The sequence below is a fragment of the Roseomonas sp. 18066 genome, from assembly GCF_902706185.1.
Taxonomy (GTDB): Bacteria; Pseudomonadota; Alphaproteobacteria; order Acetobacterales; family Acetobacteraceae; genus Pseudoroseomonas.
The window spans coordinates 17,355-30,465 of the sequence record NZ_CACSJM010000071.1 but is presented as its reverse complement, the minus strand read 5'-3'; the positions used below and the strand labels follow the sequence as shown (position 1 = coordinate 30,465).

The following is a 13,111-nucleotide window of genomic DNA, read 5'->3' as shown; positions in this document are numbered from 1 at the left end:
GGAAGCGGCATGGTGGGGGTGCGCCTTGGCTGCTGCGGCGCCCAGCCTAGGCGGTGCCCGGCCGCGCCGACAGCCTTGCCGGCCAGGGTAAGGACGGGTGGGGCTAGCCGCGTCGTCGCCCCGCAGCCTTCGCCGCGGCGGGCAGGCCCTAGGCGGCGGGCCGGCCGGTGATCAGCCCGCGGATCCGGGTCGCCAGCACGTCGAGCGAGAAGGGCTTGGTCACCACCGACATGCCGCCGCCCAGATGCCCGTCGCCCATCACCGTGCTCTCGGCATAGCCGGTGATGAACAGCACCTTCAGCCCCGGCCGCAGCGCCTGCCCGGCATCGGCCAGCTGCCGGCCGTTCATCCCCCCCGGCAGGCCGACATCGCTGACCAGCAGGTCGATCCGCGCGGAGGAGCGCAGCACCTCCAGCCCGGTGCGGCCATCGACCGCCTCGATGGCGTCGTAGCCGAGATCCTGCAGCACCTCGGTCACCAGCATGCGGACATTGGGCTCGTCATCGACCACCAGCACGGTCTCGCCCGGCTGCGCCCGCGGCGTGCTGGCGGCGCTGAGGCCGGCCGCCGCCGGCGCCATCGCCACCGCGTGCCGCGGCAGATAGAGGCGCAGCGTGGTGCCCTGGCCCAGCGCCGACTGGATGCGCACCTGGCCGCCGGATTGCCGCACGAAGCCATAGATCATCGACAGGCCCAGCCCGGTGCCCTGGCCGATCGGCTTGGTGGTGAAGAAGGGGTCGAAGGCGCGGCCGATCACCTCCTCGGTCATGCCCGTGCCGGTATCGGCGACGCTCAGCACCGCATACTGGCCGGGCGGCATGTCGAGCGCGGCGGCGGCGGCGGCGTCGAGCGTCGCATTCTCCGAGCGGATGCTGATGCGGCCGCCATCCGGCATGGCGTCGCGCGCATTGATGCACAGGTTCAGCAGCGCGTTCTCGAGCTGGTTCGGGTCGACCAGCGTGGCCCAGAGGTCGGTGGCGCCCGAGGCCTCGATGGCGATGGCGGGGCCGACCGTGCGGGTGATCAGGTCGGACATGCCGTCGACCAGGGCGGCGATGTCGGTGGGCTTGGGGTCCAGCGTCTGCCGGCGCGAGAAGGCCAGCAGCCGGTGGGTCAGCGCCGCCGCCCGGTCGGCCGATTGCTGCGCCGTGGCGATGAAGCGGTCGAGCTCCGCCATGCGGCCCTGGCGCATGCGCGTCTGCAGCAGCTCCAGGCTGCCGGTGATGCCGGCCAGCAGATTGTTGAAGTCATGCGCCAGCCCGCCGGTCAGCTGGCCCACCGCCTCCATCTTCTGCGCCTGGCGCAGCTGGTCCTCGGCCCGCTCGCGCTGCTCCACCTCCGCCATCACCTTGGCATGCGCCCGGTTCAGCTCGGCGGTGCGCGAGGAGACGCGGTCCTCCAGGCTTTCATTGACCTGCTGCAGCCGGTCCTCGGCGGTCTTGCGGTCGGTGATGTCGGAGGAGACGCCGACCAGCCGCGGCCGGTCGCCGTTGCGGTCGCGCAGCAGGCGGGCGCGGATCTCGGCCCAGTGCAGGCTGCCATCCGGCCAGACGGTGCGGTATTCGATGGCGTAGTCGATGCCGGTGTCGATGGTGGCCTGGACCGCGGCCTGCATCCCGGCCCGGTCCTGCGGATGGATGCCGGCCAGCAGGTCGGCATAGGCGAAGGGCGCCTCGGCGCCGAGGCCGAAGACCGCCTTGCAAGTGGCCGAGGCGGTCAGCAGCCCGGCCTCGACATCGAATTCCCACGACCCCAGCCGGCCGGCCTGCAGCGCCGTCTGCAGCCGGCCCTGGCTTTCGCGCAGCTCGTCGATGCGGGCGCGCGCCTCGAACTGCCGGTGCCGCGCCTTGAGGGCGGAGCGGGCGATGCTGACGAAGGTCACCGGGTGGAACGGCCGCTCCAGGAAGGTGACGTTGCCCAGCAGCTCCGACAGACGTGCCGCGGCCGGGTTGCGCTCCGGATGGCTGCCGCCGCCGCGGGTCAGCACGATGAAGGGCAGGTCCGACCAGGCCGGCTGCGCCGCGATCCGCGCGGCGATGCCGGTCAGGTCGGCATTGCGCAGCGCCTCCTCGGTGACGACGGCGAAGCAGGCCGCCTCGCCCAGCGCCGCCTCGAAGCCGGCCAGGTCGGGGCAGACATGGCAGACGGCGCCGGTTTCATGCAGCAGGGCCCGCGCGATCGCCGCGTCCCGGCCGAGCGGCGTGTGGATCAGCGCGAAGGGCGGGTGCTGCACGGGGACCTGCATCAATCGCTGTCGGGCAGCTTCAGCAGCGGCGCCGCCGCGCCGACGAAGGTCGGCACGCCGCGCAGCACGCCCTGGAAATTCTCCAGCGGCGCGCCGAGGCTGAGGCCGCCGCCGCTGATGCGGTACTCGCGGATGGTGTCCTCATGCGCGCCGGTGCGCTTCTTGATCACCGAGACGGCGCGGCGGACCCGGCCGGCGGCCTCGAAGTAGCGCAGCAGCACCACCGAATCGGCCAGGTAGGTGAGGTCGACGGGCGACTTCATGTCGCCCACCAGCCCGTGCTGCGCGACGGTCAGGAAGGTCGTCGCCCCCTGGCGGTTCAGATATTGCAGCAGCTCGTGCACATGCAGCACCAGCGCGTTCTCGTCCGGCATGGCGGCCTGGTAGCCGTTGAGGCTGTCGATCACCACGGTCTTGGCCTGGGCGGAATCGACCCGGGCGCGCACCCGGTGGGCGAACTCGCCGGGCGACAGCTCGGCGGCGTCCAGCTGCTCGATATGCAGCATGCCGCTGTCGCGCATCTGCTCGAGGTCGAAGCCCATGTTGCGGGTACGCTTGAACAGCAGGCCGAGCTCCTCGTCGAAGACGAAGACCGCGACCTTCTCGCCGCGCCGCACCGCGGCGGCGACGAATTGCAGCGCGAAGGTGCTCTTGCCGGTGCCGGCCGGGCCCAGCACCAGCACGCTCGACCCCTGCTCGATGCCGCCGCCCAGCAGCGCGTCGAGCTCGGCGATGTCGCTGGTCAGCGCATGGCGGGCGAAGCCGGTGCGGTGCTCGGAGGCGACCAGCCGCGGAAAGACCTGCACGCCGCCATGCTTGATGGCCATGTCGTGGAAGCCGCCGCGGAAGGACTGCCCGCGATATTTCGAGATGCGCATGCGGCGGCGCTCGGCGCCGTATTCCGGCGCCAACTCCTCCAGCCGGATGACGCCATGCACCACGCTGTGCACGGTCTTGTCGAGCGTGTCGGTGGTCAGGTCGTCCAGCAGCAGCACGGTGGCGCCGTAGCGGGCGAAATAATGCTTCAGCGCCAGGATCTGCCGGCGGTAGCGCAGCGAGCCCTGCGCCAGCAGGCGGATTTCCGACAGGCTGTCGAGCACCACGCGGCTGGGGTTGAGGCGCTCGAAGGTCTCGAAGATCTGCCGGGTGGCCTCGCCGAGCTCGAGGTCGGAGGAATACAGCAGGCTCTGCTGCTGCTCGGCGTCCAGCAGGCTTTCCGGCGGCACCAGCTCGAAGACCTCGACACTGTCGGGCAGGGTCCAGCCATGCGAGCGGGCGCCCTCGCGCAGCTCGCGCGACGTTTCCGACAGGGTGATGTAGAGGCCCCGCTCGCCCTGGCGGGCGCCTTCCAGCAGGAAGCTCAGGGCGATGGTGGTCTTGCCGGTGCCGGGGCTGCCCTCGAGCAGGAAAAGATGGCCCGGCGCCAGCCCGCCGACCAGGATGTCGTCGAGCCCGGCGACACCGGTCCGCGCCTTCCCCGGCGCCTGGGGATGATCGTTCATGCAGCGCTCCGAGAGGGGCCAGGATGGCGCCGGCGGGTGTAGCCCGCGCCCCGGCCGCTTTCAGCGGCGGCGGCCTCGATCCGTGTCGCCATCGCGCAGGATGCCAGCCTGGCCTTGGCCATTCGCGCGAAGGGTCGGTCTTTTCCGGGGCGGCGGCACGGGCATCTCATGCAGGCCTGAACGTGGCAGCGCGACCAGTGGTTGCGCGCGCGGGCCGGATGCCGCGAGATCGCTGGCAGGGGTGGCCCACCCACACCCCGGCACCGCGCCCGGTCAGGCCAGCGCCTCGGCCTGCAGGGCGTAGCGGCGGCAATGCTCCAGATAGGCGGCCTCGTGGTTGGCGACCAGCTCCACCACCGCCTTCCACAGCCAGGAGGGCGCGTCCAGCGTCTTCGAGCGGCTGCGCTGCAGCTCGGCCAGCCAGGCCTTGCGCGCGGCGGCGTCGAGCTGCTGCGCATGGGCGCGGCCGACCACCCCGGCCAGGTAGCGGGCCAGCATGATCGCCTCGTCCTTGACCAGGCCCTCGATCTCGAATTTCAGGTCCTGCGGCAGCAGCTCGCGCAGGAAGACGGTCTTGCCCAGCAGCCGGGTGGCCAGCATCCGCTGCCCCAGATGCGGCGACAGGTGGCGGGCGCCCTCCACCACCCGGGCGGCATTGTCGCGCGGCATGGCGGCATCGGCATAGCGCGGCGCGACCGCGGTGACCGCCTCCTTCACGTCGAGCAGGCAATAGCGCGGGCGCTTGTCGCCGCCGGCGCGGATCGCCACCAGCACGGCGAAGCGCAGATTGCCCAGCGAGCTGCAGCCCTTGCGCCAGAAAGCGCTGTCGGCGACGGCAACCCTGGCGCGGTCGTCGCGCGCGCGGAGCGACGCCACCAGGTCGCGCAGCGCCTCGGTGGCGACCAGCTCGCGCAGCGCCTGGCGCTCGTCGCGCTGCAGCGGCCAGAAGCGCGACCCCAGCGGGATGGCGGGGTCGACCCCCTCGATCCGCTCATCCGCCAGGTGCTTCCAGGACCGGCGCGCGGCGTCGCGCACCAGCTTGCGGACCGGCGGGGGCAGCCCGCGATCCGCCGCCGGCCGCCCGGGCCCGGCGAGCGCCGGCTCGGCGAAGCTGGCCTCGTAGCCGGCCACCATCCCCTCCAGCATCCGCGCGGTCATGACCCCCGGCAGGTCGGAGCTGCGGGCCGCGGTGGCCAGCGACAGGCCCAGCCGCACCAGGTCATGCGCCGGATTGCCGATGACGGTCTGGTCCAGGTCGCGGATCTGCACCTGCAGGTCGCCATCCCGGCCGCCGACGGGGCCCAGATTGCCGACATGGCAATCGCCGCAGATCCAGGCCGCCGGCCCTTCCGGCAGCGCGGCGCCGCCGCCATCCTCGAGCCATTCGTAGAAGCGCAGGGTGCTGCCGCGGACATAGGCATGCGCCGAGGCCGCCATCTTGAGGGCCCGCCGGGCGGCCAGCGCGGGGCCGCGCTGGTCCGGGTCGATGCTGCCGCCGGATGCTGTCTTCATCGGGGGAGTGAACGCGGGCCTGCCGCGGCTGTTCACCCCGGCCGGCGGCGAAACCGCCTTCCTGTCCGAGATGTAACGCAGGGCCCGCGCGTCGTCACAGGCTCCAGGCGCGGGCGATCATGGCCACCGCCAGCCCGGCCAGGGCCAGCCCCGCCGCCTTGTTCACCACCCGCAGCACCCGCGCCGTCAGCCGGTCGCGCAGCAGCGAGACGCCGCCGCTGAGCGCGCACCACCAGGTCAGCGAGCCGATGAAGACGCCGGTGATCAGCGGCGGCGCCAGCGGCGCCACCGCGCCGCCCAGCAGCGTCGGCGTCGCCGCCGCGAACAGCACCGGCGTCGCCGGGTTGAGGAAGCCGAAGCCGACCGCCCCCCAGTAGGAGGAGAGCAGCGTCCGCGGCGCCTCCAGCGCCGCCGCCACCACCGCGCCGCGCCGCAGCACCCGCACCGCGAACCACAGCAGCAGCAGCCCCGAGGCCAGCGGCACGAAGGCGGTCTGCAGCCAGCCCTGCGCCAGGCCGATGCCGCCGGCGACCGTCAGCGCGCCATAGACCAGGTGCACCGTCGCCACGCCGAAGCCGGTGGCCACGCCGCGCGCCAGCCCGGCCGAGAGGGTGCGCTCGATGCACATCATGCTGGTCGGCCCGATCGGCGCCGCGATCGACAGGCCGACGCCGGCCCCCATCAGCAGGGAGATCACCGTGGCGCTCATCGCCAGCATGCCCCCGTCCGCCGCGCCCCAGACGCTGTTCCGCTGCCCGCCATGTGCCCCCCCGCCGCCAACGGCCGCGCAGGCGGCCACAGGGGAAAGACCGTGCGGGGCGCTGGTTTATTCGCGCGCGACGGGGCGGCGCGCGGCGCGCGGGGTCACCACTCCGTTACCGCCAGAGGCCGGCGAATTCGTCGAGCTCGCGGGTGTTCAGGTCGGAGGCGACCCAGAAGCTCATGCCGCCGGCCGACCAGTGCAGGAAGTTGTAGCCCTCGCGGCTGCCGGCGGTCTCGGCCGGGTCCTCCTCCGGCGGCGCCGGGCGGATGAACAGGTTGATGACATGCTCGCGCCGCTTGTAGACCAGCGCCGCCGCGGCGCTGCCCGGCAGCTGGTCCAGCCGCGCGCCGATCAGCGGGAAGCCGGCCGCCGCCAGGTCCTTCACCGGCGGCGCGAAAGGCAGCCGGCCGGCGAACCACGGCTTGACCGTGTGCTGCTCGGCCGAGACGACGTCGAGCAGATGCTGCGGCTGCAGCGCGCGGATATGGGCTGCGACCACCCAGTCCGGCATGCTGTCGCGGCCGTCCGGGCCCGGCAGCAGCACGAACAGCGCCAGCGCCGCCGCCAGCGCCCCCATCGCCGCCGTGCCGAAGGGCCAGGCGCCCCGGCGCTGCGGCGGCGGCGGCGGCGCGTCGGGCCGGGCGATCCGGCGGCGCACCGCCTCGCGCAGATGCGCCGGCGCCCGGTGGCGCGGGATGCCGTCGCGCAGGCTGCCCGACAGCGCGATCAGCCGGCGCTGCAGCCCGGCGCAGGCCGGGCAGCCGTCCAGATGCGCGGCGACGCGCGCGGCCTCGGCCGCCTGCAGCTCGCCGTCGATATCCGCCTGGATCAGCAGATGCATCTCCTGGCAGGGGTCGGTGGTCACTGTCCGTCCTCCCATCCGGCCGTCCTCCCATCCGGGGCGATCAGGGCACGGCGGGCCCGCCAGAGACGCGACATCACCGTGCCGACCGGCACGCCGGTGATCCGGGCGATCTCCTTGTAGGACAGCTCCTCGAGCTCCTTCAGGATCAGGCATTCGCGCAGCTCGACCGGCAGCGCGGCCAGCGCCTGCTCCAGCTGCGCCGCATCCTGCCGCCGCGACAGCGCGGCATCGGGGGTGTCGGCCAGGTCGGGCAGGTTCAGCACGGCGTCGTCATCCAGCCCCTCCCCCTGCGGCGCCAGGCCCTCGCCCTGGCGGCGGGCGGCCAGCATCGTATAGGCGGTGTTGCGGACGATGCGCAGGAACCAGGCGCGCCCGTCATCGCCGCGGAACGAGCCGAAATAGCTCAACCCCCGCAGCACCGCCTCCTGCACGACGTCCTCCGCCAGATGGGGGTCGCGCACCAGCCAGCGCGCCAGGCCATAGGCGGCATCCAGATGCGCCAGCACCACCGTATCGAATTCCGAGGCCGGGCTGGAGGGCCGCGGTCCGCTTCGCCACCGGTCACGCCAGGTCACGCGTCAGCCTCTCCGCCCGGTTGGGGGGAGGGCTTCGGGAAGCAGGACTGGGGTCGCGCCACCGCGCGGCGCGGCGGTTCCGGAAAAGGGCATCGTGCCTCCTGCTTCGCCCGGCCAGGCAGGGCCGGCCACGCCGCTCGACCCCAGGCTAGCGGAAGCGCGGCGCCCTGGGCCGGAAAAAGCGTCAGGGCGGCCCGGGTTCCGCCCAAAGCGCTGCCCAGCGCGCTGCGCGGCCCGCCGCCTGGCCGGCGCAGGCCTGTGCCCCGTCGCGGCGGTCGCGCGTGGCGGATGTCGTGCGGTGATGGCCCTTGCCTCGCCCCCTCGGCCCGATACGAAGAGCCCTGACAGGAAGACCCCGATACGAAGACCGGCGCGAGGCGGCGGATATTCCCGGCCGGGCCAGGTTGTTACAATTTACCCTGGGCTGGGCGGAATTTCCGCCTGGCGATCCGCCCATGCCCCCCGGCGGCTCATTCCCGGGTCAGGGCGGCAGGCTTGTGGGCGGCGCGCTTGCCCTGTGGCGTCTCCACCAGCAGCTCCGGATTGTCCTTCGAGGCCGCGACCGCATGGCCCTTGATCCGGGTCGGCTGCGTCAGCGTCTTCACCACCTCGCCATGCGCCTCGCCGCCGGGGCTGTTCCAGCGCACGGCGTCGCCCGGCTTCAGCGCCTTGGTCATGATGTCATCCTCCCGATGCGTGGCCACGCCGGATCAACCGGGCCCGGTCGGCGAAGTTGCCGGGCGGGCGATAGGCTGCGCACCATTCGCTTTTCCCTATCGCACGATAAGACAGGATCGATTTATCCGATCGAAGTGCTGCTGCTAGACAGGGTCCATCCCTGCCATGAGGAGCTCGCTTCGATGTCCGACACCGCCCGCCGCCCGATCTTGACCACCACCGCCGGCGCCCCTGTCCCCGACAATCAGAACAGCCTCTCGGCCGGGCCGCGCGGCCCGCTGCTGATGCAGGACTACCGGCTGATCGAGAAGCTGGCGCACCAGAACCGCGAGCGCATCCCGGAGCGCGTGGTGCATGCCAAGGGCTCCGGCGCCTATGGCACGCTGACGGTGACGCAGGACATCACCCGCTTCACCAAGGCCGCGCTGTTCCGCCCCGGCACGGTGACCGAGACGCTGCTGCGCTTCTCCACCGTCGCCGGCGAGCGGGGGGCGGCGGATGCCGAGCGCGACGTGCGCGGCTTCGCGCTGAAATTCTACTCCGAGGAAGGCAACTGGGACCTGGTCGGCAACAACACGCCGGTCTTCTTCATCCGCGACCCGATGAAGTTCCCCGACTTCATCCGCACCCAGAAGCGCCACCCGGCGACCAATATGCGGTCACCGACGGCGATGTGGGACTTCTGGTCGCTCTCCCCCGAAAGCCTGCACCAGGTGACCATCCTGTTCAGCGATCGCGGCCTGCCGCAGGGCTATCGCCACATGAACGGCTATGGCAGCCACACCTATTCGCTGATCAACGCGGCCAATGAGCGCTTCTGGGTGAAGTTCCACTTCAAGTCGATGCAGGGCATCAAGACCTGGACCAATGACGAGGCCAATGCCGTCATCGCCAGCGACCGCGAGAGCGCCCAGCGCGACCTCTATGATGCCATCGCGCACGGCGACTTCCCGCGCTGGCGCGTCTGCCTCCAGGTCATGCCGGAGCTCGACGCCGACAAGACTTCCTACAATCCCTTCGACCTGACGAAGGTCTGGCCGCATGCCGACTACCCGCTGATCGAGCTCGGCGTGCTGGAGCTGAACCGCAACGCGAAGCATTATTTCGCCGAGATCGAGCAGGCCTCCTTCTCGCCGTCGAACATCGTCCCCGGCATCGGCTTCTCGCCGGACAAGGTGCTGCAGGGCCGGCTCTTCGCCTATGCCGATGCGCATCGCCACCGCGTCGGCACGCATTACGAGGCGCTGCCGGTGAACCGCCCGCGCTGCCCGGTGCACCACTACCACGCCGATGGCGCCATGCGCTTCGACGCGCCGGTCGGCACCGACGCCTATTACGAGCCGAATTCCTTCGACGGCCCGGTCGAGGCCCCCGCCGCCCAGGAGCCGCCGCTGCGCCTCACGGGTGACGCCGACCATCACGACCACCGCGCCGGCAATGACGACCATACCCAGCCCGGCAACCTGTTCCGCCTGATGGACACAGCGCAGCAGCAGCGGCTGTTCCACAACATCGCCGGCGCCATGCAGGGCGTGCCGCGCGCCATCATCGACCGCCAGCTGGCCCAGTTCACCAGGGCCGACCCTGCCTATGGCGCCGGCGTCGCGGCCGCCATCGCGAGCACCCATGGCGAGAGCGGCTCGGCCCCCACCACCAGCCAGGCCGCCGAATAATTTCTGCCCATTCCCGCCCCGGCGCTGCCGCGCCGGGGCGGGTCTCTCTGCCCGGAGCCCTGCCCCATGTCCGCTGCCCTGCAGCCGGCCGCCCTGGCCTTCCCCTTCCGCGCCGGCACCCGGGCCTCGCCCCTGGCCCTGGCCCAGACCCGGCTGGTGCTGCAGGCGCTGGGCCTGCCTGGCGCGGCGGTGCCGCTGTCGACCAGCGGCGATGCCGAGCAGCGGCGCTCGCTGGCGGCCCTCGGCGGCAAGGGGCTGTTCGCCAAGGAGATCCATGAGGCGCTGCTCGACGGCCGTGTGGACTTTGCCGTCCACAGCCTGAAGGACCTGGAGACCGAGCTGCCCGCGGGCCTGGTGATCGCCGCCCACCTGCCGCGCGAGGATCCTCGGGACGCCCTGATCCTGGCCCCCGGCATCCCGCCGGAGGAGCATGCCCTGCCGTTTCCCACCCTGCCGATCGGCGCCCGGGTCGGCACCGCCTCGGCCCGGCGGATGGCGCAGCTGCGCCAGGCCCGGCCCGACCTGCGCTTCGGGCTGCTGCGGGGGAACGTCCAGACCCGGCTGGCCCGCCTGGCCTCGGGCGACTTTTGCGCCACCCTGCTGGCCATGGCCGGGCTGAACCGGCTGGGGCTCTGTCAGGGCGACAGCGTCGCCCTGACCCTGGAAGACATGGTCCCGGCCGCCGGCCAGGGCATCATCGCCGTCACCGCCCGGGCCGGGGACAGCGCCACGCTCGCGATGCTGGCCGCCATCGACCACCGCCCCACCCGCCTGGCCGCCACCGCGGAACGCGCCATGCTGGCCGCCCTCGACGGCTCCTGCCGCACCCCGATCGGGGCGTTGGCCCGGCTGCTGCCGGATGGGCGGCTGAGCGTCACTGGACTGGTGGCCCGTGCCGATGGCAGTTTCCTGGCGCGCCGCAGCCTCTCCGGCGCCCCTGCCGATGCCGCCCGGCTGGGCCTGACCCTCGGCGACCTGCTGCGCGCCGACAGCCCCGCGGATCTTTTTGCATGAGCTTCATCAATCCGCCCACCGGCGGTGTCCTGCCCGACGCCTTCGGCACCCGCACCGGGGTCCTGCTGGTCAATCTCGGCACCCCGGATTCCACCGGCTATTGGGACCTGCGGCGCTATTTGTCCGAATTCCTGTCCGACCGCCGGGTGATCGAGCTGTGCCCCTTCCTGTGGCAGGGGCTGCTGCAGGGCATCATCCTGAGCAAGCGGCCGCAGAAGAGCGGCGCGCTCTACCGCCGCATCTGGAACAACGAGCGGAACGAATCCCCGCTGCGCACCTATACCCGCGCCCAGGCGGAGAAGCTGCGCGCGGCGCTGGGCGAGGGCGCCCCGGTGATCGACTGGGCCATGCGCTACGGCAAGCCCTCGGTCGAGGAGCGGATGCTGGCGCTGCAGGAAGCCGGCTGCGACCGTGTCCTGCTGCTGCCGCTTTACCCGCAATACAGCGCGCCGACGACCGCGACGGTGAACGACGCCGCCTTCCGGGCCTTGCTGAAGATGCGGCGGCAGCCGGTGCTGCGGATCGCGCCCCCCTTTCCCGACCATCCGCGCTATATTGCCGGCCTCGCCCAGTCGGTGCGCGACGCGCTCGCCCCGTTGGCCGAGCCGCCGCAGAAGATCGTCGTCTCCTTCCACGGCCTGCCGCTGCGCTATGTGAAGAATGGCGACCCCTATGTCGCCGAATGCGAGCGCACGATAACCGCGCTGCGGGCCGCGCTCGGCCATGACGCCGGAAGCATGCCGCTGACCTTCCAGTCCCGCTTCGGCCGCGAGCCCTGGCTGGAGCCGTACACGGACGAGTTCGTGACCGCGCTGCCGGCCCAGGGCGTCACCCGCATCGCGGTGATCACCCCGGGCTTCATGGCCGACTGCATCGAGACGCTGGACGAGATCGGCAACGAGCTGCGGGAAGAGTTCGAGCATGCCGGGGGGAAGGAGATGACCGTCATCCCCTGCCTGAACGACACCCCCGCCGCCATCGACTTGCTGCAGGAGATCGTGGCGACCGAGCTCTCCGGCTGGCGCTAGCGGAGCCGCAGCGCCAGCGCCACCACCGAGGCCGCCAGCGACAGCCCCATCACCCCGGCCCAGCCGGCGAAGCCCTGCACCAGGGCGCCGAGCCCGGCGCCACCGGCCATGCCGATGAAGACGCTGGTGAACAGAAGGGCATTCAGCCGGCTGCGCGCCTCGGGCTGCAGGCCATAGACGATGGTCTGGTGCGCGACGAGCGCCGCCTGCACGCCGAAGTCGAAGCCCACCGCGCCCAGCGCCAGCAGCCCGAGGGCCACCGGCATCGGCAGCGGCCCGGCCAGCGCCGCGCCCAGCAGCAGGGCGAAGGACAGCGCCGAGATCGCCGCACCCAGCCGCGTCACCACCGCCGGCCCGCGCTTGTCGGCCAGCCGCCCGGCGAGCGGTGCCGCCAGCGTCCCCGCCGCCCCCGCCAGGCCGAAGGCGCCAGCCGCGGCGCTGCCCAGCCCGTAGGACTGGTGCAGCATCAGCGCCAGCCCCGACCAGAAGGCCGAGAAACCGAGCGCCAGCGCCGCCTGGGCGAAAGCCGCCCGCCGCAGCGACGGCTGCCCCTGCCACAGCCGCAGCAGCGACAGCAGAAGCGCGCCATAGGGCAGCCGCGTCGTCGGGGAAAAACGCGGCAGCCAGGCGAAGCTGGCGGCCAGGATGCCGGTCTCGGCGATGGCCGCCAGCAGGAAGACGGCGCGCCAGCCGAAGCTTTCGGCGATGATCCCGCTGGCGACGCGCGACAGCAGGATGCCCAGCAGCAGCCCGGTCATCACCGTCCCCACCAGCCGCCCGCGCTGCGCCGCCGGCGCCAGGATGGCCGCCGCCGGCACGATGTCCTGCGCCACCGTCGCCGTCAGCCCGATGGCCAGGCTGCCGGCCAGCAGCAGCGGCAGGCTCGGCGCCATCCCGGTGCCGGCCAGGGCCAGGACCAGCAGCGCCGCCTTGGCCAGGATCAGCCGCCGCCGGTCGAACTTGTCGCCCAGCGGCGCCAGCAGGAGGATGCCCAGCGCATAGCCCAGCTGCGCCAGCATCGGCGCCAGGCCCACGGCGCCCGGATTGCCGAAGGCATCCCCCAGCAGCCCCAGCATCGGCTGGACATAGTAGAGCGAGGCGACGCTGAAGCCGGCGCCGCTGGCCAGCAGCAGCACCAGGCCAGGGCTCGGCCCCGCTTCGACTGATGCATCGGCCGTATGGGTAAGGTTCAGGGCGGACATCGGGAAAAAGCCTCCGGCAGCAAGGGTGGTCCGTCAGATATCCCGCAGCGCAGC

At 72.4% G+C, this 13,111-nt stretch carries 11 protein-coding genes; 3 read left to right on the top strand and 8 right to left on the bottom strand.

The window, feature by feature from the left end:
* Positions 1-148: 148 nt before the first annotated feature.
* The 7 genes from GVN67_RS15625 to GVN67_RS15595 form a co-directional block, all read right to left on the bottom strand.
* Positions 149-2,245 carry a hybrid sensor histidine kinase/response regulator gene (locus tag GVN67_RS15625; RefSeq protein WP_159997574.1) on the bottom strand — a complete coding sequence of 699 codons (2,097 nt, stop codon included), beginning with the start codon at positions 2,243-2,245 and terminating at the stop codon, positions 149-151.
* Entirely contained in the window at positions 2,245-3,747 is a 1,503-nt protein-coding gene (locus GVN67_RS15620) for an ATPase domain-containing protein (protein ID WP_159997573.1), read from the bottom strand. The genes GVN67_RS15625 and GVN67_RS15620 overlap by 1 nt, the downstream gene beginning before the upstream one ends.
* Before the next feature lie 273 nt (positions 3,748-4,020).
* A complete protein-coding gene (locus tag GVN67_RS15615; protein WP_159997572.1) occupies positions 4,021-5,259 on the bottom strand; it encodes a DUF2252 family protein in 1,239 nt (412 codons plus the stop codon).
* A 94-nt stretch (positions 5,260-5,353) separates the two neighbouring features.
* Positions 5,354-5,977, bottom strand: coding sequence for a LysE family translocator (locus GVN67_RS15610; RefSeq protein ID WP_159997571.1), 624 nt, complete (start codon positions 5,975-5,977; stop codon positions 5,354-5,356).
* 157 nt (positions 5,978-6,134) lie between these two features.
* Positions 6,135-6,887: an anti-sigma factor gene (locus tag GVN67_RS15605; RefSeq protein ID WP_200845274.1), complete on the bottom strand. Its 753-nt coding sequence runs from the start codon at positions 6,885-6,887 to the stop codon at positions 6,135-6,137.
* A complete protein-coding gene (locus tag GVN67_RS15600; protein ID WP_159997569.1) occupies positions 6,884-7,462 on the bottom strand; it encodes a sigma-70 family RNA polymerase sigma factor in 579 nt (192 codons plus the stop codon). The genes GVN67_RS15605 and GVN67_RS15600 overlap by 4 nt, the downstream gene beginning before the upstream one ends.
* 470 nt (positions 7,463-7,932) lie before the next feature.
* Positions 7,933-8,139: a DUF2945 domain-containing protein gene (locus GVN67_RS15595; protein WP_159997568.1), complete on the bottom strand. Its 207-nt coding sequence runs from the start codon at positions 8,137-8,139 to the stop codon at positions 7,933-7,935.
* 183 nt (positions 8,140-8,322) lie between these two features.
* Between GVN67_RS15595 and GVN67_RS15590 the strand changes: the two genes are divergently transcribed.
* From GVN67_RS15590 to hemH, 3 genes are all read left to right on the top strand, one after another.
* Positions 8,323-9,813 (top strand): catalase, encoded by a 1,491-nt coding sequence (locus GVN67_RS15590; protein WP_159997567.1) that lies wholly within the window; start codon positions 8,323-8,325, stop codon positions 9,811-9,813.
* A 66-nt stretch (positions 9,814-9,879) separates the two neighbouring features.
* Positions 9,880-10,827 carry a hydroxymethylbilane synthase gene (hemC, locus tag GVN67_RS15585; protein ID WP_159997566.1) on the top strand — a complete coding sequence of 316 codons (948 nt, stop codon included), beginning with the start codon at positions 9,880-9,882 and terminating at the stop codon, positions 10,825-10,827.
* Positions 10,824-11,855, top strand: a complete 1,032-nt coding sequence (gene hemH / locus GVN67_RS15580) for a ferrochelatase (RefSeq protein WP_159997565.1) — start codon at positions 10,824-10,826, stop codon at positions 11,853-11,855. The genes hemC and hemH overlap by 4 nt, the downstream gene beginning before the upstream one ends.
* On the opposite strand, the gene GVN67_RS15575 is transcribed toward hemH, so the two are convergent.
* Positions 11,852-13,057 carry an MFS transporter gene (locus GVN67_RS15575; RefSeq protein ID WP_159997564.1) on the bottom strand — a complete coding sequence of 402 codons (1,206 nt, stop codon included), beginning with the start codon at positions 13,055-13,057 and terminating at the stop codon, positions 11,852-11,854. The two genes, hemH and GVN67_RS15575, sit on opposite strands and share 4 nt — an antisense overlap.
* Between the last annotated feature and the right edge of the window lie 54 nt (positions 13,058-13,111).

Excerpts from the sequence above, each read along its gene's own strand:
- GVN67_RS15625 (WP_159997574.1), bottom strand. The coding sequence starts at position 2,245 with ATGCAGGTCCCCGTGCAGCACCCGCCCTTCGCGCTGATCCACACGCCG.
- GVN67_RS15620 (WP_159997573.1), bottom strand. The coding sequence starts at position 3,747 with ATGAACGATCATCCCCAGGCGCCGGGGAAGGCGCGGACCGGTGTCGCC.
- GVN67_RS15615 (WP_159997572.1), bottom strand. The coding sequence starts at position 5,259 with ATGAAGACAGCATCCGGCGGCAGCATCGACCCGGACCAGCGCGGCCCC.
- GVN67_RS15610 (WP_159997571.1), bottom strand. The coding sequence starts at position 5,977 with ATGCTGGCGATGAGCGCCACGGTGATCTCCCTGCTGATGGGGGCCGGC.
- GVN67_RS15595 (WP_159997568.1), bottom strand. The coding sequence starts at position 8,139 with ATGACCAAGGCGCTGAAGCCGGGCGACGCCGTGCGCTGGAACAGCCCC.
- GVN67_RS15590 (WP_159997567.1), top strand. The coding sequence starts at position 8,323 with ATGTCCGACACCGCCCGCCGCCCGATCTTGACCACCACCGCCGGCGCC.
- hemC (WP_159997566.1), top strand. The coding sequence starts at position 9,880 with ATGTCCGCTGCCCTGCAGCCGGCCGCCCTGGCCTTCCCCTTCCGCGCC.
- hemH (WP_159997565.1), top strand. The coding sequence starts at position 10,824 with ATGAGCTTCATCAATCCGCCCACCGGCGGTGTCCTGCCCGACGCCTTC.
- GVN67_RS15575 (WP_159997564.1), bottom strand. The coding sequence starts at position 13,057 with ATGTCCGCCCTGAACCTTACCCATACGGCCGATGCATCAGTCGAAGCG.